The organism is Sphingomonas sp. Ant H11 (assembly GCF_000797515.1).
Lineage (GTDB): Bacteria > Pseudomonadota > Alphaproteobacteria > Sphingomonadales > Sphingomonadaceae > Sphingomonas.
On record NZ_JSBN01000176.1, the window covers coordinates 1 to 22,863 of the forward strand.

The window sequence follows — 22,863 nt, forward strand, 5'->3', positions numbered from 1 at the left end:
TATCGCGAACTCGCGTCGCTGGAGGGCTATGATGCCGCCGTGGCGGAGAGCCGCGCTGCGCTGGCGGCGCAGCCTGCGGCGCGCGATCTGGTGCGGTTTGCGACGCTTGCCGCCAATGGGCACAATAGCCAGCCGTGGCTGTTCCGCATTGGCGAGAACCGCATCGACATCCTGCCCGATCGATCGCGCCGGACGCCGGTGGTGGACCCCGACGACCATCATCTGTTCGTAAGTCTTGGCTGTGCGGCGGAAAATCTGGCGCTGGCCTCGGCGGCGGCGGGGTTGCCGTGCGACGTTGGCTTCGATCCCGCAAATGGCGTGGTGTCGCTGCGGCAGCAGCGTGGCGCGGCGGTCGCCTCGCCGCTGTTCGCCGCGATCCCGCACCGCCAATCGACGCGCGCCGTGTACGATGGGCGCGCGGTTGCGCCGGAGCTGCTGCGGCAATTGGCTGAGGTGGCGGCGGAGCCGGGGGTGTCGCTGGTGCTGCTGACCGATCGCCCGCGCCTCAACCAAATGCGCGATCTGGTGGTGGCGGGGAACAGCGCGCAACTGGCCGATGCCGCGTTCGTGCGCGAATTGAAGCAGTGGATGCGCTTTACCCCGCATCAGGCCCTGGCGACCGGCGACGGGCTGTTCAGCGCGACATCGGGCGCGCCGGTGCTGCCCGAATGGATCGCCCCCTTGCTGTTCGACCGTTTCTTCACCGCCCAATCCGAAAACGCCAAATATGCGCGGCAGATGGCATCGACGGCGGGGGTTGCGGTGTTTGTCGGGGACCGCGCCGATCCCGAGCATTGGGTGCGCGTCGGGCGGGCGTGCCAGCGTTTTGCGCTGCAGGCGACGGCGCTGGGGTTGCGCCATGCGATGATCAACCAGCCGGTCGAAGTGGCGCGGTTGCGGCCCGAACTGGCACGGCTGATCGGCACGCCCGGCGTGCGGCCCGATCTGGCGATGCGCTTTGGCTATGGCGCGGGGCTGCCCTTTTCGGCGCGGCGGCCGGTGGAGGCGGTGCTGGCCTGAGGTGGCCGCATGTGCCGCCGCTTCTCCTGCGGAAGCAGGAGCCCAGCGCGACACAGCGCGCGCCGGCAACCCTGGGCCTCCGCTTTTTGCGGGGGGAGCGCGTGGTTGATAGCGGTGGCTTGTAGGTAATTCCCGATTCTGCCGGGGTCGGGCGACGGATGGTATCCTTGTGTCCAAATCGTCAGCCGGAGAACGATCATGCCTGCGAACCAACCGATCCGCCATGTCGTCGTGCTCGGGCATCCGTCGCCCGGCAGCTTCAACCACGAAGTCGTCCAGCGTTACTGCACGACGGTCCACGAAAACGGGCAGGAAGCGGTGGTGCGCGATCTCTATGCGCTCGATTTCGACCCGTGCCTGCGCGCCGACCGCCTGCCCGGCCATGCCAGCGGCATGTCCGCCGATGTCGCGCATGAGCTGGGCCTGTTGCGGCAGGCGCAGGTGATCGTGTTCGTCTATCCGATCTGGTTCGGGATGCCGCCCGCGATCATCAAGGGCTATGTCGACCGGGTGCTGGGCGTGGCGCAGACGCCGTCCTCGATCCGCGACCATCGCCCGGATTCGGTGCTGGTCGGCAAATCCTTCGCGACCTTTTCCAGCTCGGCAACGACGCGGATCTGGCTGGACGAACAGGGCCAGATGGAATCGATCCGCCAGGCGTTCGACCGCTATCTGATGGGCATTTTCGGGTTGCGCGATGCGGGCCACGTTCATTTTGGCGCGATTGTCGAGCATATGGAGCCGCGCTTCGTCGCCGAATGCCTGCTCGAGGTGGAAACGCAGGCGCGCAAGATCTGCAGCGCGGTGGCGGCGGCGCGCCATGCAGCGCACGCGCATGAGGCGGTCGCGGCGTTCACCGGCGACTAAGAGCGGGATCACGTTACGTTGATCTGGCAAGCCCCTCCCCTTTAGGAGCATCAGGCAAACCGCGCCCCGCGCGGTCTAGGTCAGGCCGGGGGCCTGACCGACCTGATGCTGGGTTGGGGTGGGGCCTCTCCCCACGTGCGTCGGTCTCGGTGAGACGGATACGCCCCACCCCCAGCCCCTCCCGAAGGAGGGGGAGTCCGTCAAAACGTCATCAGACTCTAAGCGAGCGTTTCGGCCAAACCGCGCAGCCAGTCACCGACCGCCTGGATGCGGGGGGTGGCGTGGGTGTCCTGATGCGTCACCAGCCAGAAGGTGCGGGTCAGGTGCACGCTGTCGCCGAGCACGGGCACAAGGGCTGCATCGCGCGCGGCGATGAAATCGGGCAGCACGCCAATGCCGGCACCGGCGCGGATCATGGCGTGCTGCACGGTGATGCTGGTGCTGCGCGCCCGCGCGACGAGGCCGTCCTGAATTTCCGACAGATAATTGAGCTCGGGCGCGTGGACGTGTTCGGGGACATAGCTGATCAGCGCGTGGCCGTGCAGATCGGCGGCGCTGGCGACTCGCGCATGATCGGCGAGGAAGCCGGGCGTGGCATAGAGCCGCAGCCGGTAATCGGAGAGTTTGGTCGCGCGCAATTGGCGGTTGCGCGGGCGCGCGAGCATCACCGCCATATCGGCCTCGCGCCTGGACGGGTTGAGGAAGCCCGAGGCGGTGATCAGGTCGATCCGCAAATTGGGCTGGTCGCGGCGGAAGGCGGGTAGGGCGGGCGCGACGACATGCGTGGCGAGGCCCTCGGCGATGCTGAGGCGCACCTGGCCCGCCAGCGCGGCGCTGCTGGGATCGACCTCGGTCGCGGCGAGCACGGCGGCTTCGATCGTCTCGCTATGGATGAGCAGCGCCTGGCCGGTCTCGGTCAGGCGGCGTTCGCCGCCGATCGTCTCGAAGATCGCGGTGCCAAGGCGCTGCTCCAGCCGGGCGAGGCGACGGCCGACGGTGGTGACGTCGACGCCCAGCGCACGCGCCGCACCCGCCATGCGCTGCGCGCGCGCGACGGCGAGGAAGATGCGCAGGTCATCCCAGTTTGCCACGGCCACTCCTGCAAAAATGCACTGCCTAGCAGCAAAGATGGAGGGTTGAATGCAAAAATGCTGGGTGGGATAGGGGGGTATAAGCTTTAGGAGAGCGCCATGCGGATCATCGACCACCATATCATGGGTCTAGCGAGCGGCACTGCCGCGCGGACGGGCGAGGTGTTCGATCCCAACACCGGTGCGGTGCAGGCCCAGGTCAAGTTCGGCACGCAGGCCGATCTCGACGCCGCCGTCGCCGCTGCGCAAAAAGCGCAGCCGGGTTGGGCCGCAACCAACCCCCAGCGCCGGGCGCGCGTGATGTTCAATTTCAAGGCGCTGGTCGAAGCGCATATCGACGAACTCGCACACTTGCTGTCATCCGAACACGGCAAGGTGATCGCCGATTCCAAGGGCGACATTCAGCGCGGGCTGGAAGTGATCGAATTTTGCTGCGGCATTCCGCATGTGCTGAAGGGTGAGTTTACGCAAGGAGCCGGGCCGGGGATCGACGTGTATTCGATGCGCCAGCCGCTCGGCATTGGCGCTGGCATCACGCCGTTCAATTTCCCGGCGATGATCCCCTTGTGGATGAGCGGCGTCGCCATCGCCACGGGCAATGCTTTCATCCTGAAGCCCAGCGAGCGCGATCCGTCGGTGCCGGTGCGGCTGGCCGAATTGTTCCTTGAGGCGGGGCTGCCCGAGGGCATTTTGCAAGTCGTCCACGGCGACAAGGACATGGTCGACGCGATCCTCGATCATCCCGCGATCAGCGCGGTCAGCTTCGTCGGATCGTCCGACATTGCGCACTATGTCTACAAGCGCGGTGTCGCGGCGGGCAAGCGCGTGCAGGCGATGGGTGGGGCCAAGAATCACGGCATCGTCATGCCCGATGCCGATCTCGACCAGGTCGTCGCCGATCTCTCGGGCGCGGCATTCGGTTCGGCGGGCGAGCGTTGCATGGCGCTGCCGGTGGTAGTGCCGGTGGGCGAGAAGACCGCGGTTGCGCTGCGCGAGAAACTGATCCCGGCGATCGCCGCCCTGCGCGTCGGCGTGTCGACCGATGCCGAGGCGCATTACGGCCCGGTGGTGAACGCCGCGCACCGCACGCGCATCGAAAACTGGATCCAGACCGGCGTCGACGAGGGCGCGGAGCTGGTCGTAGACGGGCGCGGGTTCGAGCTGCAGGGGCATGAGAAGGGCTTCTTCATTGGCCCAACGCTGTTCGACCATGTCACGCCCGACATGTCGGCATACAAGGAAGAGATTTTCGGCCCCGTGCTGCAAATCGTCCGCGCCGACGATTTTGAACATGCGCTGCGGCTGCCGAGCGAGCATCAGTACGGCAATGGCGTCGCGATCTTCACCCGCAACGGCCATGCCGCGCGCGAATTCGCGGCGCGGGTGAATGTCGGCATGGTCGGCATCAACGTGCCGATCCCGGTGCCGGTCGCCTATCACACCTTTGGCGGGTGGAAGCGCTCGGCCTTTGGCGATACCAACCAGCACGGCATGGAAGGCGTGAAGTTCTGGACCAAGGTCAAGACCGTGACGCAGCGCTGGCCCGATGGCGGCGTTGGCGATGGCGCGAACGCCTTCGTCATTCCGACGATGGGGTGAGGCGGGTGCGGCTTGCGGCCTTGCCCTTCCTGTCGATCGCCCTGTGCTACGGCGTGGGTGCTGCATCCGCGAGTGAATTGGTGGGGCCGGGCCGCTTCTGCGGCTATTCTCCGATCATCGACCTTGAAAAGGGTGAGCGAATCACGCCTCTGGAAGGCGGCATTCACGGCGGCAGCTTTCGCTGGGAGGGCAGCTTCGGGACGCTTGAAGTGCGTGGAATTGGATGGGCCGCTCGCCCCAAGGGGCCGAGGCTGCGCCATCCTTCTCGTACGGGGGCGACGGTTTTTCGTCCGCGCCTAGTTGACGGGCTCTATCAGGCGGCGATCTGGAACGGCAGGCAGGGCGCTGCCTATTTCTCTTCGCCAACGCCCTTTACGGCGGCGCAAATGGCGGCAATCGACCGCGTTGCGCTTTTCCAGGAAGGAGAAGATCCTGGCAAATGCAACCTTCGGACCGTGTTTTCCTGGGAGTGAAAAGCAGGGGAATGACCTTGCACCGGAATTCCTGCGCGCCGCTTGGCGTACCTCGTGGAATGCGGACGTGCGTCTGCAATTGGTGTAGTACGGCCGCACAATGAGCGCTGCCCGATGAACCTCTTGCGCCAAGCCATGTTGGTGGGCGGGATCGTGCTGGTCGCGTTGCCGCTGGCCTGGGCGTTTTTGCCACGGGGCACGGTGCCGGGGGCGGTGGCGCAGCCGGTTGTGGCACCGGTTGGCAAGCGCATTGCCTTGAGTTTCGATGATGTCCCGCGCGGCCCGGCGCTTTCTACACCCCCGTCCGAGCGCACCGCGCGGCTGATCGCCGCGCTGCGCGCGAGCGGGGTGGAGCAGGCGGCGTTCTTTGCCAATCCCGGGCGGATCGGCGCGTCCAATGATGGCGCGGCGCGGCTGGCGGCCTATGCCGCGGCGGGGCATGTGGTGGGCGACCACAGCTTTGCGCACCGCGATTTGCGCGCGGTTTCGGCGGCGGCGTTTCTCGCCGATGTCGACCGCGCCGAGGGCTGGCTGAAGGGCAAGCCAGGCTATCGGCCGTGGTTCCGCTTTCCCGGCCTCAACCAAGGTGGGCGCGATCATGCCAAACGGCGCGCGGTGCTGGACGGGCTTGCCGCGCGGGGTTTGAGCGTCGCGTGGGTAACGGCGGACGGCTCCGACTGGAATATCGAGGGGCAGACGATCGCCGCGCGCAAGGCAGGCCAGGCGATCGACGAGGCCGCTCTGCGGGATCTCTATGTCGAGACGATGGTGCAATCGGCCGATTTCTCCGACGCGCTGTTGCGCCGCGTGACCGGACGCAGCCCGCCGCAGATGCTGTTGCTGCACGAAACCGATGTCGCGGCGCGCTATATCGGCGATCTGGTCGCTGCACTCCGCCGTGATGGCTGGACGATCGTGACGGCGGATGCGGCCTATGCCGACCCGGTCTATCGCCAGAGTGGCGATTTCGACAGCGCCAACGGCACCTTGCCCGAGGCGATCGCCTGGCAGCAGCGCCTGCCCGGCCCGCTTTATTATGCGCGCAACGACAAGCCGGTTGCCGACCGTTTGTTCGCCGAGCGGGTGTTGCACCGCACGCCCGTTGCCGCGCTGCGCTGCCAGGTGAAACGCCATCCGTGGCGGCGCGTCTGTTCCCAGGCGGCCTTTGCGCCGCGCCGACCTTTACCCCTAGGGATTGCCGCATGACCGACCAGTTCGACCTTACCGACGACCAGCGCGAGATTCAGGAACTCGCCCGGCGCTTCACCGCCGACCGCATCACGCCGTTTGCGGCGGAATGGGACGAGAAGCACATCTTCCCGCGCGACACCATCAAGGCCGCGGCCGAGCTTGGCTTTGCGTCGATCTATGTCAGCGAGGAATCGGGCGGCATCAACCTCGGGCGGCTGGAGGCGGCGCTGATCATGGAGGCGATGGCCTATGGCTGCCCCTCGACCAGCGCGTTCATCTCGATTCACAATATGGCGAGTTGGATGATCGATCGCTTCGGCGGGCAGGCGGTGAAGGACAGATATCTCCCCTCGCTCGTCACGATGGACCGCATCGCCAGCTATTGCCTGACCGAACCGGGCTCGGGCTCGGATGCCGCGGCGCTGAAGACGCGCGCGGTGCGGGATGGCGATCACTATATCGTCAACGGCACCAAGCAGTTCATCTCGGGCGGCGGCGAGAATGAGGTCTATGTCACCATGGTGCGCACCGGGGCGGAGGGGCCCAAGGGCATTTCGTGCCTGGTGATCGAAAAGGATATGCCCGGCGTCAGCTTCGGCGCGAACGAGCGAAAGCTCGGTTGGCATTCGCAGCGACGCGCCAAGTGATCTTCGAGGATGTGCGTATCCCTGTGGATAACCTTGTGGGCGGCGAGGGCGAGGGCTTCCGCATCGCGATGATGGGGCTCGATGGCGGGCGGTTGAACATCGGCGCCTGCTCGCTCGGGGGCGCGCAGCGCTGCCTCGACGAAGCGATCGGTTACACCCGCGACCGCAAGCAGTTCGGCACCGCGATCGCCGATTTCCAGAACACGCAGTTCATGCTGGCCGATATGGCGACCGATCTCGAGGCGGCGCGCGCGCTGCTCTACATGGCGGCGGCCAAGGTGACGGCCAACGCGCCCGACAAGACCAAGTTCGCCGCAATGGCGAAGCGGCTGGCGACCGACACTGGATCGGCCGTCGCCGACCGCGCGCTGCAGCTGCATGGCGGCTACGGCTATCTGATGGATTACCCGATCGAACGCTTCTGGCGTGACTTGCGCGTGCATTCGATCCTGGAGGGGACCAACCAGGTGATGCGGATGATCATCGGCCGGGAGCTGACACGGCAATGAGCCCTAGCAAACCCCGAGCAACAGGTGGGGCACCCGTAACCCTGGGCTCCTGCCTGCGCGGGAGCACGACGCATGACCGATGATGTTGTGATTGAGAGGGAAGGGCCTGTCGGCCGGATTCGGCTGAACCGGCCCAAGGCGCTGCATGCGCTGACCACCGATATGTGCGTCGCCATGCTGGCGGCGCTCGATGCGTGGCGGACCGATCCGGCTGTTGAAGCGGTCTTGATTGACCACGCCGAAGGCCGTGGGTTTTGCGCGGGCGGCGACATTCGGATGCTCGCCGAAAGCGGGGCGAAGGACGGGGTCGAGGCGCGGGCGTTTTCCACACCGAATATCGGCTCAACCACCGGCTGTTCGCCTATGCCAAGCCGACGGTCGCGTTCATGGACGGCATCACGATGGGCGGCGGGGTGGGCCTGGCCTGCCCCTGCGATTTCCGTATCGCGACCGAGAACACCAAATTCGCCATGCCCGAGACGGGGATCGGCCTGTTCCCCGATGTCGGCGGTGGCTGGTATCTGTCGCGACTGCCGGGGCGGATCGGGCAGTATCTGGCGCTGACCGGACACCGGCTCGATGGCGCGGAATGCCATGCGCTGGGGCTTGCGACGCACTATTTGCCGAGCGCCGCGCTGGAAGAAGCGAAGGCGCGGATCACGGCGGACCCGCAGGCGATTGCCGAGATCCTTGCCGATCTGTCGGTCGCAGCGCTGCCTGCGCGGCTGCTCGATCAGCGCGAGGCGATCGACCGCTTGTTCGCGTCGGACGTGTTGGAGGGCATTTTCGCCGCGCTCGCCGCCGATGGCGGGGAGTGGGCGACGCAGACGCTTGCCACGCTCGCCACCAAATCGCCGCAGACGATGAAGGTGTCGCTGCGGCTGCTGCACGAAGGCGCGATGATGCCGACCTTCGAGGATGAAATGCGCCAGGAATATGCGGTCGGCGCGCGCGTCGTGCAGCGGCATGATTTCCTGGAAGCGTGCGCGCGGTGATCGTCGACAAGGACAATGCGCCGCGCTGGGACCCGGCGACGCCCGCGGGCGTGACGGATCACGTGCTCGACCAGATTTTCGCGCCGCTGCCCGATGCGGAGGCGTGGACGCCCGCCTAGAGTTTTCCGTCACCCCGGCCCTGTGCCGGGGTCCACCCCTCCACCGGGCCGGCGGTTTGCGGCACGGTGGACCCCGGCACAGGGCCGGGGGTGACGATTGAAAGAAGGTGCCTATGACCTACGAAACCATCCTCGTCGAACAGCGCGGCGGCGTTACGCTCGTTACGCTCAACCGCCCGCAGGCGCTGAACGCGCTCAACAGCCAGATCCTTGCCGATATGCTAGCGGCGATGGCGGCGTTCGATGCCGATCCGTCGCAGGGCTGCGCGGTCATCACCGGCAGCGAGAAGGCGTTCGCGGCGGGTGCCGACATCAAGGAGATGCAGGCACAGGGCTTTGCCGACATGTATGCCCATGATTTCTTCGCGGGATGGGACCGCTTCACGCGCACGCGCAAGCCGATCATCGCGGCGGTGGCGGGCTATGCGCTGGGCGGCGGGTGTGAGCTGGCGATGATGTGCGACTTCATCCTCGCCGCTGATACCGCCAAATTCGGCCAGCCCGAAATCAAGCTGGCGGTTTCCCCCGGCATGGGCGGATCGCAGCGGCTGACGCGCGCGGTCGGCAAGGCCAAGGCGATGGAAATGTGCCTGACCGGCCGCATGATGGATGCGGCTGAGGCCGAGCGCGCCGGGCTTGTCAGCCGCGTGGTGCCCGCCGCCGATCTGGTCGAGGAAGCGGTGAAGACCGCCGCGACGATCGCTTCGATGGCGCCGCTGGCGGTCAAGGCGAACAAGGAAATGGTCAATGCCGCATTCGACACCACGCTCGCGATGGGCGTGCAGTTCGAGCGGCGGCTGTTCCATGCTCTGTTCGGCACCGACGACCAGAGCGAGGGCATGACCGCCTTTGTCGAGAAGCGGCAGGGGGTGTGGACGGGGAAGTAGCACCAATTCCCCTCCCGTTTACGGGAGGGGTTAGGGGAGGGGGGTCCGGGTGATAAGCACTCGGCTAGCGGCGTGACTGCCCTCCCCCAGCCCCTCCCGCTGTGCGGGAGGGGAGTGAGAAAAAATAGGAGAGAGAGATGACTCGGATCGCCTTTATCGGGCTTGGCAATATGGGCGGCGGGATGGCTGCGAACCTCGCCAAAGCGGGGCATGATGTCCGCGCGTTCGATCTGTCGGCAGATGCGCTCGATCGCGCCAAGGCGGCTGGGTGCCTGCCGATGGCGAGCGTCGCGGAAGCGGCTGATGGGGCAGAGGCGGTGGTGACGATGCTGCCGGCAGGCACGCATGTCGAGGCGGTCTATGGCGATCTGTTCGCCGCCAGCCTGTCGCCTGCCGCGATCCTGATCGATTGCTCGACGATCGACGTCGCCACCGCCAAGCGCGTGGCTGAGGCGGCGCGTGCCAAGGGCATCACGGCGGTCGATGCGCCGGTGTCGGGCGGGATCGGTGCGGCCAATGCGGGCACGCTGACCTTCATGGTCGGCGGCAGCGACGATGCGTTCGCGCGCGCGCAACCGATCCTCAGCAGCATGGGCAAGGCGGTGATCCATGCCGGGGCGAATGGGACGGGGCAGGCCGCCAAGATCGCCAACAACATGCTGCTCGGCGCGACGATGGTGGCGACGTGCGAGGCGTTTCTGCTGGCGGAGAAATTGGGGCTCGCGCCCCAGACCTTTTTCGACATTTCGAGCGTGTCGTCAGGGCAGAGCTGGTCGATGACGAGCTATTGCCCGGTGCCGGGGGTCGGACCGGATACCCCCGCCGATCATGGCTATCAGGGCGGCTTTGCGACAGCGCTGATGCTGAAGGATTTGAAGCTCGCCGCAGCCGCCGCGAGCGACACGGGTGCCGACACGCCGATGGGGGCGAAGGCGGCGGAACTCTACCAGCGCTTTGCCGAGGCCGGGCATGGCGGGCTCGATTTCTCGGCGATCATCACCGCGTTGCGGGGGTGAGCTGAGGACGCGCAGGAGAGGTTTGCCAGAGCCGGGCGATCTCTCCTGAAATCCCCCCTCCCCGTTCGTTTCGAGCGAAGTCGAGAAACCAGGCACAGCGCTTGCGGCTGTTTCTCGACTTCGCTCGAAACGAACGGAAAAGAGAGTCACCCCAGGCTCAGAGCCGCATCGAGCCTGTGTCCATGAAGCGCTGGTGCCAGGACAGCGCTTCGCCCGGCAGCGACGGCGATTGCTGGCCGTAGGAACCCACCCGCGCCCGCGCATAATAGTCCGCCAGCATCGGGCGATAGTCGGGATGCGCGCATTTCTCGATGATCAACGCGGCGCGTTGCTTGGGGCTCAAGCCCCGCAGATCGGCGAGGCCCTGTTCGGTGACGATCACCTGCACGTCCTGGCTGATATGGTCGACATGGCTTGCCTGCGGTACGATCGCCGAGATCTTGCCGCCCTTGGCGGTTGAGGGCGTCATGAAGATCGAGACATAGGCGTTGCGCGCGAAATCGCCCGATCCGCCAATGCCGTTCTGGATGCGCGAGCCCATGACGTGCGTGGAGTTCACATTGCCGTAAATGTCGGCCTCGATCAGCCCGTTCATGGCGAGGCAGCCGAGTCGGCGGATCAGTTCGGGATGGTTGCTGATCTCCTGCGGGCGCAGGATCATTTTATCTCGATAGCGGCCCATATCGGCATTGAGCCGCGCCGCCGCCTCCGGGCTGAGCGAGAAAGCGGTGGCCGAGGCCATGCGCAATTTGCCCGAATCGAGCAGGTCGAGCATCCCGTCCTGGATCACCTCGGTGTACGAGGTCATGTCCTCGAACGGGCCGTTGACCAGGCCGGTCAGCACCGCATTGGCGATGTTGCCGACGCCCGATTGCAGCGGCAGCAGCGACGCGGGCAAGCGTCCGCGCGCCACTTCATGGGTGAAGAATTCGATCAGATGCCCGGCAATCGCATGTGCTGCTGCATCGGGCGCGGCGAAGGGCAAATTGCGGTCGGGCGCTTCGGTCTCGACGATCGCGACGATCTTGTCGGGGTCGCAGCGGAAATAAGGCTCGCCAATGCGATCGTCGGCGCGGACGAGCGGGATCGGCACGCGGTGCGGCGGCAGCGCGGTGCCGTAATAGATGTCGTGCATCCCCTCCAAAGCGGGGTTCTGCCAGCTATTGACCTCGAGGATGACCTTGCTCGCGCGGTCGAGCCAGGTCTTGTTGTTGCCGATCGAGGAGGAGGGGATCAGCGATCCATCGGCGCGGATGCCCGACACTTCGATCACCGCAGTGTCGAGCGGCCCGAGAAAGCCCTGCCACGCCATTGGCGCGACCTGGCTCAAATGCATGTCGAAATATTCCATTTCGCCGCGATTGATCTTCTCCCGGGCGATGGGATCGGAATTATAGGGGAGGCGGAATTCGATGCCATCGGCCTTGGCCAGTGCGCCGTCGAGTTCGGGGCCGGTCGAGGCACCGGTCCAGATTCGCACGCGGAATGCGTTGCCGGCGGCATGTTCTGCCTCGATCCGCGCGGCGAGCGCCAGCGGGACCGCCTTGGGATAGCCCGAGCCGGTAAAGCCGCTCATCCCGACCGTGCTGCCCGAGGTGATGAAGGCGGCGGCCTGATCGGCGCTCATCAGGCGCGAGCGGAGGGCGTCGCAGGCGATGCGGCTGGTCGTCATTCCATCCCCATTTCAACGATTGTTGTTACGCCGTCGGCTACACGCGTAAAGTCGGGGTAGCGCAAGCGCCTCGCATTGGCTCCCACATGCAATTTTTTGCAACTGTCGATCAGGGCCGCGCCATCGCGCGCTTCAGCCGATGGAACAGCGGTCCGCGCGCCGGGGCTTTAACGGTTCGCCCGGTTGCGCGACACTTGCACCGGGCAGCCGGGCGCGGGGCTCGGGCAAGGAGAGAGAGACGATGCGCGTGATGGTGTTGGTCAAGGCGACCGAAGACAGCGAATCCGGCCTCCTGCCGACCAGGGCGGCGATGGAGGACATGGACAGGTTCAACCAGGCTCTGGTCGAGGCCGAAATCCTGCAGCCGGGCGGCGGCTATGGCCTGAAGCCGTCGGCGCAGGGAAAACGCATCGCCTTCGATGGGGCCAGCCGCACGGTCATTGACGGGCCATTTGCGCAGCCGGAGGAACTGGTCGCCGGTTTCTGGCTGTGGACCGTCAAGGACATGGCGGAGGCGGTGGCGTGGGTAAAGCGCTGCCCCAATCCGATGCCGGGGCCAAGCGAGATCGAAATTCGCCCGCTCTATGAGGAAGAGGATTTCGTGTAACGCGCGATTGCGCCGTCCCCACTATTTGATCGGCTGTTTTTCCAGTTTCCGCGCCAGCGTGCGGCGGTGCATCCCCAATTGCCGTGCGGTTTCGGAAATGTTGAAGTTGTTCTCCGCCAGCGTCTGGTTGATCCGCTCCCATTCGAGCGTCTTGATCGAGGTCGGGCGGTTGCCGAGCGGCGTGGCAACGTCACCGCCACCGCCCTCGGCCTTGGCGAAGGCGGCTTCGATGTCGTCGGTGTCGGACGGCTTGGGCAGGTAATTGCTGGCCCCGAGCTTGATCGCCTCCACTGCGGTGGCGATGCTGGCATAGCCGGTCAGCACCACGATCCGGGTGCGTGCATCCTGCGCGTGGATCGCCTGAACGCAGACCAGACCCGACGTGGCACCGAGTTTCAGATCCACCACCGCATAATCGGGGGTGCGCTTGGCGAGCACCGCTTCGACACCGGCCTGATCGGAGGCCAATTCAACGGTATAGCCACGCCGTTCGAACGAGCGTCCCAGCGTCTTGGCGAGCGCCGCGTCATCCTCGACGATCAACAGGTGCTTCTCGGTCATCGCTCGCCCCATTCCAGCGCCGACAGCGGCAGCGTGATCGTCACCGTGGCACCGCCCTCCGCCCGATTGCGGGCGTCGACCGTGCCGCCGAGCTTGCGCATGGCGTTGACCACGAGAAACAGGCCGAGTCCACTGCCGAGCCGTTCGCGCGTGGAATGATAGGGTTTGCCGAGATTGGCGAGCATTTCGGGGGTGAAGCCGGGGCCGGTATCGCGCACCGAAAGCACCAGCGAAGCTCCATCGCGGCTTACGTCGAGCGCGATGGGCTGGCCCGACGCTTCGGCGGCATTGTCGAGCACGTTCCAGATTACCTGCTTCACCGCAGTATCGGCGACGATCGCCATGTCCGCGCCGAAGCGATTGTCATAGACGATCGCTTCCGGCGAATGCTGCACGCGCCATTCGGCGACCACTTCGTCGAAAAAGCGCTTCACGCTGGTGATCGTCGGGTTCTCGCCGCGCGCTTCGCCCGCCGCCAGCAGGATGCCGGTGACGATCGCCTTGCACCGCGCCAGCGCAACCTGCATCTCGCCGATTTCCTCGGCGAAGCTTTCCTGCGCCATCAGTGCCGGGGCGTGACGCCAGTCGTTGACGATCACCGAGAGCGAGGCGAGCGGAGTTCCGAGTTCATGCGCGGCACCGGTCGCGAGCAGGCCCATGCGCACGATATGGTCCTCCTCCGCCGCCTGCTGGCGCATCGTCGCGAGGCGGGCGTCGCGCGCGCGCAAATTGCTGTTGATGCGCGTGACGAAGGCAACCAGCAGCACCGCCACCAGCCCGAAGCAGATCAGCGTGCCGATCATATACAGATCGCCCCAGTCGGTTATGAAGCGCGGCGGCAGCGCCAGCGGGACATGCACTTCGGCCAGCAGGACAAAGGCGGCGCTGGTGATCGCCACCAGTACCCAGCTCGACCAGGCCTCCAGCAGCACCGCGCCCATCACCACCTGCAGCAGATAGAGCGAGATGAACGGGTTGGTCGCACCCCCGCTCTGGTACAGCAGCGCGGTCAAGGCCGCGACATCGAGCAGCAGGCTGGCGAACAGCGCGCTGTTGGAATTGGTCACGCGGCGCGACAATTGTGCCATGCTGACCAGGTTCAGCACGACCAGCGCCGCGACCACCGACAGCATCGGAAGCAGCGGGAGCGGAACGCCCATGCCAAAGCGCACGATCAGGATCGTGGCGCATTGCCCGCACACCGCGAGCCAGCGCAGGTTGACAAGCTGACGCATATTGTCGCGTTCGGTGGTATCGACAGGGGCGGGAATACTCATCCGCGGCGGACGGGACGGAGCAGCAGCGCCGCCGCACCCGCCACCATCGCAGCGAGCGCGAACCATGTCAGCGCATAGACCAGATGGTTGTTGGTGAAATGCACGACCGTCAGGCCTCCCACCGGGGCTGTGGCGGCCGGCCCGGCATCGGCATCGATGAAATAGGCGCGACATGGTCGAGCCCGCGCGCCGCAGAAATGGCCGAAACGTCGCGCGAATACCAGCGGTTCGTCGCAGCATCATTATAGCGCAGGAACGCGCCCTTCGGTTCCGTCAGCCGCAAAAGCCCGGTGACGGTGGTGGCACCGCCGGGCGGGACCGGGTCGCGCGAGGGCACGAAGCCGCGATTGACGAGAACGGTAAAGCCGCGCTCGGTGACGAGCGGGGTCATCACCCAGAAGCCGGGGCCGCGTTCGGTGACGGCCTGCACCAGTGTCGCGCGATCGTCGCGGAAGCGGCCGGTGACGGTGACGTGACGGTAGCCGTCGCTCGCATCGGTTATGCCGGGCCAGCGGTTGGGGCCGGGGGGCGGGGACGGCGGGGGCATGGATGCGCTGTTCGACGCGCGCGATCAGCGCCAGTTTCCAGCTGCGGCGCTCGATTTGCCAGATGCCGAGCGCGATCAGGGCAGCGCAGAGCGCCCCCCGCGACGATCAGCAGAAACGCGATCGTCGCAGGGGAACGTCTCATTGCTGGCTCATGGTCTCGGTAACAGCGGCTGGGGCCGGCATCATGTTGGCGTTCATATGGTACATCACCCAGATCGATCCGGCGAGCGTGATGACGATCACGATGACGGTGAACAGCAAGGCGAGGAACGACCAGCCGCCCTCTGCCGTCGTGGTCATGTGCAGGAAGAACACCATGTGCACGACGACCTGGATCGCCGCCATCGCCAGCACGATGACCGCCGTGGTGGTGGTATCGAGCGTGCCGGTCATGACGAGCGCGAAGGGAATCGCGGTCAGGATTACCGACAGGATGAAGCCGATCATATAGCCGCGCAGCGAACCGTGCGGGGCCTCGCCGTGTGCGTGATCGTCATGGCCATGATCGTGGCCATGGGCCGAATTGTGCAGCGTATCGGCGCTCATCCGAGCACTCCCATGAGATAGACGATGGTGAAGACGCCGATCCAGATGACGTCGAGGAAATGCCAGAACATGCTGAGGCACATCAGGCGACGGCGGTTGGCCTGGCCGAGGCCGTGCATGCCGATCTGCGTGACCAGCGTGACCAGCCAGATCAGGCCGACGGTGACGTGCAGACCGTGCGTGCCGACCAGCGTGAAGAAGGACGACAGGAACGCGCTGCGCCACGGGCCCGCACCTTCATGGATCAGGTTCGAGAATTCGTAGAGCTCGATGCACAGGAAGGCGAGGCCGAACAGGCCGGTGACGATCAGCCAGCCCTGCACCGCGCGGACGCTGGCACCGGGGCGTTCCATCGTCAGCATGGCAAAGCCATAGGTCAGCGACGAGAACAGCAGCATCGCGGTGTTGAGCGCGACCAGCGGCAGTTCGAACAACTGCTTGGGCCCTTCGCCGCCGCCATAGCTATGGCCGAGCACGGCATAGCAGGCGAACAGGATGGCGAAGATGAGGCAGTCGCTCATCAGGTACATCCAGAAGCCCAGCATCGTGCTGCTGCCCTCGGGATGATGATGCTCTTCCACTTCGTAGAACAGCGGGGTCTCGCCGTTGGCGGTCGCTTCGAAGGTCTGCGCGCTCATGCCGAAACTCCTTCGCTGGCGAGAAGGCGGGTGCGTTCATCCTCGGTGCGGATCACATCCTCGACCGGGATGTAGAAATCGCGCTTGTAGTTGAACGAGTGGCCGATCGCGACGGCGAAGATGCCGACCAGCGATACCACCGCCAGCCACCACATGTACCAGATCATGCCGAAGCCGAAGGCGACGCTCAGGCCCGCCAGGATGACACCGGTGCCGGTGTTCTTGGGCATGTGGATCTTGCGGAAGCCGGTGGTCGGGCGGACATAGCCGCGCCGCTTCATGTCCCACCACGCATCATTGTCATAGACGACGGGCGTGAAGGCGAAGTTGTAGTCCGGCGGCGGCGACGAGGTCGACCATTCGAGCGTGCGGCCATCCCAGGGATCGCCGGTCACGTCGCGCAGTGCCTCGCGGTTGCGGAAGCTGACGTAGAACTGGACGAACATCGCGCCCGTTCCAGCCAGGATCAGCAGCGCGCCGAAGCCCGCGACCAGGAAGTAAGGCTGCAGCGAGGCATCGTCGAACTGGCTGAGGCGACGCGTCACGCCCATCAGGCCGAGCGCATAGACTGGCGCGAAGGCGAACCAGAAGCCCAGCACCCACAGCCAGAACTGGCGCTTGCCCCAGACGCGGTCGAGCTTGAAACCGAACGCCTTGGGCCACCAGTAATTGATGCCCGCGAACATCCCGAACACCACGCCACCGATGATGACGTTGTGGAAGTGGGCGACGAGGAACAGCGAGTTGTGCAGCACGAAATCGGCCGGGGGGCACGGCGAGCAGAACGCCGGTCATGCCGCCGATGACGAAGGTGAGCATGAACGCGACCGTCCACATCATCGGCAGCTCATAGCGGATGCGGCCGTGATACATGGTGAACAGCCAGTTGAAGATCTTCGCGCCCGTCGGGATCGAGATGATCATCGTGGTGATCGCGAAGAATGAGTTGACGCTGGCACCGGAGCCCATCGTGAAGAAGTGGTGCAGCCAGACGAGATAGGCGAGGATCGTGATGACGATCGTCGCATAGACCATCGAGGTATAGCCGAACAGGCGCTTGCTGGCGAAGGTGGCGACCACTTCCGAGAACACGCCGAAAGCGGGCAGGATGAGGATGTACACCTCCGGGTGGCCCCAGATCCAGATGAGGTTGACGTACATCATCGGGTTGCCGCCGAGGCCGTTCGTGAAGAACTGCATGCCGACATAGCGGTCGAGCGACAGCAGTGCGAGCACGGCGGTCAGCACCGGGAAAGCGGCGACGATCAGGGTGTTGGTGCACAGCGACGTCCACACGAACACCGGCATCTTCATCAGCGTCATGCCCGGCGCGCGCATCTTGACGATGGTCGCGATCAGGTTGACGCCCGACAGCAGCGTGCCGACACCGGCAATCTGCAAGCCCCAGATATAATAATCGACCCCCACGTCCGGGCTGGCGGCGATGCCCGACAGCGGCGGCATGGCGAGCCAGCCAGTGCGGGCATAGTTGCCGACGAACAGCGAGATCATGGTGATCACCGCGCCCGCCGTCGTCATCCAGAAGCTGAAATTGTTGAGATAGGGGAAGGACACGTCGCGCGCGCCGATCTGCAGCGGCACGACGAAGTTCATCAGGCCCGCCACCAGCGGCATCGCCACGAAGAAGATCATGATCACGCCGTGCGCGGTGAAGATCTGGTTGTAATGGTCGGGCGGCAGGTAGCCGGGGTTGCCGTTAAAGGCCATCGCCTGCTGCGCGCGCATCATCAGCGCGTCGGAGAAGCCGCGCACGAACATCACCAATCCGAGGATGATGTACATGATGCCGATCTTCTTGTGGTCGACGCTGGTGAACCAGTCGCGCCACAACATGCCCCATGCCTTGTAATAGGTGATGACCGCGAGCAGCGCGAGGCCACCGACAGCGGTCCCGGCAAAGGCGACGAGCACGGGAATTTCATGCAGCGGCAACGCATCGAGCGTCAGGCGGCCGAAGATCGGGCTGATCGACGGCGACGAAAGGGGGAAGGGGGGGACGTCATGTCAGAAAGTCCTTCGGTCGCGACGGTCGCCGGGACGTCTGTTGCGCGGGTGCCGGGCATTGGCAGCCCTGCACCGGTCAGGCGTGCGCCAGGTTGCGTGGTGGCGGGGATCGGAGCCGATGCCGCCATTGGCATCGCCATCGTCTGGGTGGGGCGGCCAGCGGCGACATGGGCGTGATGTTCACCGGCATCGGCCTGCATCATCGCGCTCATGCAGGTCTCGCCCGGCGCGACGCAGCGATTGGCGGCGGCGTCGAACAGGCCCGGGGTGACGCTGGCGAAGCGCATGACCGGCGTATTGGCGCTGGGCTTGGCCAGACCGAGATACCCCTGTCGATCGAGCTTGCCGCCGCCTGCACGGACGCGCGCGACCCATTGGTCAAACGCACCTTCCGACACCGCATGGAAGCGGAAATGCATGCCCGAAAAGCCGTCGCCGCTGAAATTGGACGAGAAGCCCGCATAATTGCCGGGATGGTTGATGACCGCGTTCAGCTTGGTCGTCATGCCGGGCATCGCGTAGATCTGGCCGACCAGCGCCGGAATATAGAAGGCGTTCATCACGTTGGAGGCGGTGAGATCGAACTGGAGCGGCCGATCGACCGGCGCGGCCAGCTCGTTGACGGTGGCGATGCCGTAATCGGGGTAGATGAACAGCCACTTCCAATCGAGCGCGACAACCTGAACCCGCACCGGCTTGGCCGTGGCAGCGACGGCGCGACCCGCATCGAGGCGACCGATCGGACGATAGGGATCGAGCAGATGCGTGCTGGTCCAGGTCACCGCGCCCAGGCAGATGATGATCAGCAGTGGGGCCGCCCAGATCACCAGTTCCAGCGCGGTGGAATGGTGCCACTCCGGCGAATAGGGCGCGTCCTTATTGGTTGCGCGATAGCGCCAGGCGAACAACGCGATCAGCGCCATCACCGGAACGATGATGAGCAACATCAGCACCGTCGAGAAAATCACGAGGTTGCCTTGCTGCACTGCAAGATCGCCCGCCGGGTCCAGCACGACGCGCTGCACCCACCGAGCAAGGCAGGCGCGAGCAGCGCCAAGGGGCGGAGTAAGGGGGTTCGGGTCATGCGGGCGCAGATACGCGGGGGACAGGGGGCCTCCCATTGGACACTTTGTCCAATCCCCGCTGCAGTGCAGCACGCTTAGAGGGGGCGTTCGGCGATCATGCCGGGAGTTCGAACACCGATGACTGCAGCCACCACGCCAACCTCGCGCGCGATCGAAGCCGATGCCGGCCGAATCAATGCCGAGCACGGCGAAATCACCTCGGGCGAGATTGCGATTGGCGTCGTCATTGGCCGCACGTCGGAGTTTTTCGACTTCTTCGTCTATGCGATCGCCTCGGTGCTGGTGTTTCCGACGCTGGTCTTCCCCTATGTCGACCGTCTGACGGGGACGCTCTATTCCTTCGCGCTGTTCGCGCTCGCCTTTGTGGCACGCCCGATCGGGTCGTTCCTGTTCCTCGCGATCGACCGCGCCTTTGGGCGCGGCACGAAGCTGACCATCGCCTTGTTCCTGCTCGGCGGGTCGACCGTGGCGATCGGCTTCCTGCCCGGCTACGCGCAGGTCGGCGTTTATGCCGCGATCCTGCTCGGCCTGTTCCGCATCGGCCAGGGCGTTGCGCTCGGCGGCGCGTGGGACGGTTTGCCCTCGCTGCTGGCGCTCAACGTGCCAGAGAATCGGCGTGGCTGGTATGCGATGATCCCGCAGCTTGGCGCGCCGCTGGGCCTTATGGTGGCGGCGGCGCTGTTTGCCTATCTGACAAGCAGCCTGTCGGCGGCGGACTTCCTCGACTGGGGCTGGCGTTATCCGTTCTTCGTCGCGTTCGCGATCAACGTCGTGGCGCTGTTCGCGCGGCTGCGTATCGTCAGCACCGCTGCCTATCAGGAAATGTTCGAAAGCCGCGCGCTGCAACCGGCTCCGGTGCTGGAAACGGTGCGCGGGCAGGGGCGCACGATCGTGATCGGCGCGTTCGCGCCGCTGGCGAGCTTCGCGCTGTTCCACATGGTCTCGGTATTCCCGTTGTCCTGGGTGTTCCTCTACACCAGCGGCGGCCCCGAGCGCTTCCTGGTAATCGAAGTGCTGGGCGGCATGATCGGCGTGCTTGCGATCGTCGCCTCAGGCTATCTGGCGGATCGGTTCGGGCGGCGCTCGCTGCTCGGGGCATCTGCGGTGGCGATCGCGGTGTTCTCCGGGTTCGCGCCGCAATTGCTGGGCGCGGGCGAGATTGGCGAAGTGCTGTTCATGGCGCTCGGCTTCGTCTTGCTCGGCGTGTCGTTTGGCCAATCGTCGGGCGCAGTGGCAGCCAATTTCTCGGGCGATTTCAGATACACTGGCGCTGCGTTGACGTCGGATCTGGCGTGGCTGGTCGGTGCCGGTTTTGCGCCGCTGGTCGGCCTGTTCCTGTCGTCGCACTTCGGGCTGGCAGCAGCCGGTGGCTATCTGCTGTCGGGCGCACTCGCGACGCTGGCGGCCTTGTGGTTGAACAAGGAACTGGCGGGTCGGGCCTGAGCTCCGGTCCGGGCGTCGCCCGGAGCACCCCGACATTCTTAAGCGCCACTTCCGTTACCCGGAACGCGAACCGTCTTATAATAGAACAGAATCGCTTCGAGGGAAATACCGGGTTTCCAACCTAAGGGGTTGCCCTCAATTCGGTCGATCGCTCGCCCTTGCTAGATCGTGATCGTTCGCTGCGGGTTCGTGGCGATCGCGTTCGGGGGGGAGAAGTACGCGTGGATCTGAGCGACCATCAAGCCATGTCAACCTATAGCAATGCCGGTGTCAGCCAGGGGCATCGATACCGCATCAGCATTGCCGTCGATGTGATCAATGCCCGGGCTTTGTGGAACGCGGCCTTGAGCCGAGGCCTGATGGCTCCGGGCGCGACGTTCGAAGACGTGGTCGATACGATTGGCCCCTGTGACGATCCCGCGATCGCCGATTGTCTGGCGATGCTCGCCTTACCGGCCGATTTGAAGGGCTGCTCGGTCGAAGATTTCGCGATCGATCCTGCCTTGCCGCGCGGCGTGATCGAATCATCGCTTCCTTGGACAGGGCTGTCCGCAGCCCGCTAGATCTCACACAGCAAAAAAACGCGCTCAGCCATAAGCACGTTTTTTCATTTTTCAACAAAATTTTTTCAGATAACTGTACCAAACGGGTGAGATCTGCCGGAGTCATTGGGGGCTGACGCGGGCAGATCTCTCTTTTAATATAGTATATATTCAACCTTCTTCAAATATAATTTACAGCTTATTTTACTCAATTGGCTGTCGCCGCAACGCCGATCAATTTATCCGTGGTGTAGGCTGCGCCGTTTACCTTGAGGGTCAACGCGCCGTTTGCTGAGCTAACTTCCTGTACAGTGCCTTGCGCATGAATGGTAACCGGCACGGAATTGCCCGCCGCGTCGCTTGCCGTGAGCGCCAGGGTGTAGCTGCCTGCGGGGGCGGTCGATCCATCGGCGAGGGTGCCATCCCACGCCATTGTGCCTTGCGCGTTGGGCGTCATCGTACTGGTCATGACGACCTTTCCCGACGCATCGGTGATCGAAGACGTCAGCGTGGAAACGGGACGGGCCGCAGAATAGCTCCACGCCGCGGGCGTTCCGGCGGCCAGGCCGGCGACATCCGAATTGAGGGTCACACTGCGTCCGATCATGCCGGATGCCTGGGTCAGGCCCTGGTTGCTCAGGTTGCTGAGAATCGAGTTCAGCGTCGTGTTCTGCTGCACCGATTGCTCGACCTGCGAATATTGCACGAGCTGCTGGGTATATTGCGAGGTGTCCATCGGGCTCAGCGGGTCCTGATTCTGCATCTGCGTGGTGAGCAGCTTCAGGAACATGTTGAAGTCGGCTTTGATTCCCGTCGTCGGCGCGGCGGTGCTCGCCGTCGTAGCGGCGCTCGGGGTGGTGGTGCCAGTGGCGGTCGTCGTGGTCATCGCTGTGGTGCCTTATGCTAGAAAGTCGACACGTCCGCTGGTGCGCAGCGGCTGATAGGAATCGGGGATCGGAGTGGTCGGGGAATCGGTCGGTTGTCCGCGCTGCGAGAACGCGGCGAAGGGCGAGTGTTGGCGCGACCCCGCCGGTTGGCCATCGGCCCCGCGCCCCTGAAAGGTAAGGCTGCCCGAGTCCGAGCGGACCCCCGCCTGATCGAGCGCGCGCGACAGATCGGTGCTGTCCCGGCGGAGCAGGTCGAGCGCGGCGGGATTATCGGCGCGCAGCGTGGCGCGCAGGCTGCCGTCCTCAAACGCGATCTTGACCTCGATCCGGCCGAGGCTGGCGGGGCTGAGGTGCAGCGTCATCTCGTCCCCACCCGCGCCGATGCGATGCGCGATCGCGACGCCGGTCTCGCGACCGATCCGGCCCGGTTGGGCGGATATCAGGGTGCGGGGGCCGGTGGCGGCGATTGGGTTGCGGGCGGCTCCGGGCGCAGCGGTGACCATCGCCGCCGCAGCCGCGCTGGGGGCCATGCCTTGCGGAGCGTCGCCGTTGCGCACGGTTTGCGGCGCATCGGGGGGCGAGCGCCGGAGGTGTCGGCTGCGTCGGGGGTCGGGGGCG

General features: G+C 65.3%; 18 protein-coding genes and 5 pseudogenes. 12 read left to right on the forward strand and 11 right to left on the reverse strand.

The features are described 5' to 3' along the window. Both NW75_RS20945 and NW75_RS20950 read left to right on the forward strand, forming a co-directional pair. Positions 1-1,020 (forward strand): Acg family FMN-binding oxidoreductase (locus NW75_RS20945; protein WP_033967342.1); only part of this gene is annotated, 1,020 nt, incomplete at its 5' end. Between the two features lie 198 nt (positions 1,021-1,218). Further along, entirely contained in the window at positions 1,219-1,887 is a 669-nt protein-coding gene (locus NW75_RS20950; RefSeq protein WP_033967343.1) for an NAD(P)H-dependent oxidoreductase, read from the forward strand. A gap of 218 nt (positions 1,888-2,105) precedes the next feature. On the opposite strand, the gene NW75_RS20955 is transcribed toward NW75_RS20950, so the two are convergent. Beyond that, positions 2,106-2,978, reverse strand: a complete 873-nt coding sequence (locus NW75_RS20955; RefSeq protein WP_033967356.1) for a LysR family transcriptional regulator — start codon at positions 2,976-2,978, stop codon at positions 2,106-2,108. Positions 2,979-3,077: 99 nt separating this feature from the next. Between NW75_RS20955 and NW75_RS20960 the strand changes: the two genes are divergently transcribed. The 7 genes and pseudogenes from NW75_RS20960 (at position 3,078) to mmsB (ending at position 10,414) form a co-directional block, all read left to right on the forward strand. After that, positions 3,078-4,577 carry a CoA-acylating methylmalonate-semialdehyde dehydrogenase gene (locus tag NW75_RS20960; RefSeq protein WP_033967344.1) on the forward strand — a complete coding sequence of 500 codons (1,500 nt, stop codon included), beginning with the start codon at positions 3,078-3,080 and terminating at the stop codon, positions 4,575-4,577. Between the two features lie 5 nt (positions 4,578-4,582). Beyond that, on the forward strand, positions 4,583-5,050 hold the full coding sequence (locus NW75_RS20965; protein ID WP_231565361.1) for a hypothetical protein: 468 nt from the start codon (positions 4,583-4,585) through the stop codon (positions 5,048-5,050). Between the two features lie 114 nt (positions 5,051-5,164). Continuing rightward, entirely contained in the window at positions 5,165-6,256 is a 1,092-nt protein-coding gene (locus NW75_RS20970) for a polysaccharide deacetylase family protein (RefSeq protein WP_033967345.1), read from the forward strand. Next, positions 6,253-7,397: pseudogene (locus NW75_RS20975) on the forward strand (acyl-CoA dehydrogenase family protein). Before NW75_RS20970 ends, NW75_RS20975 begins: the two are co-directional and overlap by 4 nt. A gap of 72 nt (positions 7,398-7,469) precedes the next feature. Further along, positions 7,470-8,511: pseudogene (locus NW75_RS20980) on the forward strand (enoyl-CoA hydratase/isomerase family protein). 113 nt (positions 8,512-8,624) lie between these two features. After that, positions 8,625-9,398 (forward strand): enoyl-CoA hydratase, encoded by a 774-nt coding sequence (locus NW75_RS20985; protein WP_033967346.1) that lies wholly within the window; start codon positions 8,625-8,627, stop codon positions 9,396-9,398. Between the two features lie 137 nt (positions 9,399-9,535). Further along, positions 9,536-10,414, forward strand: a complete 879-nt coding sequence (mmsB, locus tag NW75_RS20990; RefSeq protein ID WP_033967347.1) for a 3-hydroxyisobutyrate dehydrogenase — start codon at positions 9,536-9,538, stop codon at positions 10,412-10,414. A 157-nt stretch (positions 10,415-10,571) separates the two neighbouring features. On the opposite strand, the gene NW75_RS20995 is transcribed toward mmsB, so the two are convergent. Further along, on the reverse strand, positions 10,572-12,086 hold the full coding sequence (locus NW75_RS20995; RefSeq protein WP_033967348.1) for an acetyl-CoA hydrolase/transferase family protein: 1,515 nt from the start codon (positions 12,084-12,086) through the stop codon (positions 10,572-10,574). Between the two features lie 241 nt (positions 12,087-12,327). Between NW75_RS20995 and NW75_RS21000 the strand changes: the two genes are divergently transcribed. Next, the gene (locus tag NW75_RS21000) at positions 12,328-12,693 is read left to right on the forward strand and encodes a YciI family protein (RefSeq protein ID WP_033967349.1); all 366 of its coding nucleotides are present in this window, start codon (positions 12,328-12,330) and stop codon (positions 12,691-12,693) included. A 21-nt stretch (positions 12,694-12,714) separates the two neighbouring features. Here NW75_RS21000 and NW75_RS21005 read toward each other — a convergent pair whose 3' ends face one another. The 7 genes and pseudogenes from NW75_RS21005 to cyoA form a co-directional block, all read right to left on the reverse strand. Then, positions 12,715-13,254 (reverse strand): response regulator transcription factor, encoded by a 540-nt coding sequence (locus NW75_RS21005; RefSeq protein WP_033967350.1) that lies wholly within the window; start codon positions 13,252-13,254, stop codon positions 12,715-12,717. Further along, positions 13,251-14,531, reverse strand: a complete 1,281-nt coding sequence (locus NW75_RS21010; RefSeq protein WP_033967351.1) for an ATP-binding protein — start codon at positions 14,529-14,531, stop codon at positions 13,251-13,253. The genes NW75_RS21005 and NW75_RS21010 overlap by 4 nt, the downstream gene beginning before the upstream one ends. After that, positions 14,528-15,157, reverse strand: a pseudogene (locus tag NW75_RS21015) (SURF1 family protein). Before NW75_RS21015 ends, NW75_RS21010 begins: the two are co-directional and overlap by 4 nt. Before the next feature lie 60 nt (positions 15,158-15,217). Beyond that, positions 15,218-15,625, reverse strand: coding sequence for a cytochrome o ubiquinol oxidase subunit IV (gene cyoD / locus NW75_RS21020; RefSeq protein ID WP_033967352.1), 408 nt, complete (start codon positions 15,623-15,625; stop codon positions 15,218-15,220). Further along, positions 15,622-16,263 (reverse strand): cytochrome o ubiquinol oxidase subunit III, encoded by a 642-nt coding sequence (cyoC, locus tag NW75_RS21025; RefSeq protein ID WP_052192562.1) that lies wholly within the window; start codon positions 16,261-16,263, stop codon positions 15,622-15,624. Before cyoC ends, cyoD begins: the two co-directional genes overlap by 4 nt. After that, positions 16,260-18,252, reverse strand: a pseudogene (cyoB, locus tag NW75_RS21030) (cytochrome o ubiquinol oxidase subunit I). Before cyoB ends, cyoC begins: the two are co-directional and overlap by 4 nt. Beyond that, positions 18,228-19,372, reverse strand: a pseudogene (cyoA, locus tag NW75_RS21035) (ubiquinol oxidase subunit II). Before cyoA ends, cyoB begins: the two co-directional pseudogenes overlap by 25 nt. Positions 19,373-19,490: 118 nt before the next feature. Between cyoA and NW75_RS21040 the strand changes: the two are divergent. Both NW75_RS21040 and NW75_RS21045 read left to right on the forward strand, forming a co-directional pair. Next, positions 19,491-20,816, forward strand: a complete 1,326-nt coding sequence (locus tag NW75_RS21040; RefSeq protein ID WP_033967353.1) for an MFS transporter — start codon at positions 19,491-19,493, stop codon at positions 20,814-20,816. 245 nt (positions 20,817-21,061) lie between these two features. Next, a complete protein-coding gene (locus NW75_RS21045) occupies positions 21,062-21,379 on the forward strand; it encodes a hypothetical protein (RefSeq protein WP_156143105.1) in 318 nt (105 codons plus the stop codon). 187 nt (positions 21,380-21,566) lie between these two features. Here the strand turns inward: NW75_RS21045 and NW75_RS21050 are convergent, their stop codons facing one another. Together NW75_RS21050 and NW75_RS21055 are read right to left on the reverse strand one after the other, a co-directional pair. After that, positions 21,567-22,244 (reverse strand): flagellar hook assembly protein FlgD, encoded by a 678-nt coding sequence (locus NW75_RS21050; protein ID WP_033967354.1) that lies wholly within the window; start codon positions 22,242-22,244, stop codon positions 21,567-21,569. A gap of 12 nt (positions 22,245-22,256) precedes the next feature. Further along, positions 22,257-22,863 (reverse strand): flagellar hook-length control protein FliK (locus NW75_RS21055; RefSeq protein WP_231565362.1); only part of this gene is annotated, 607 nt, incomplete at its 5' end.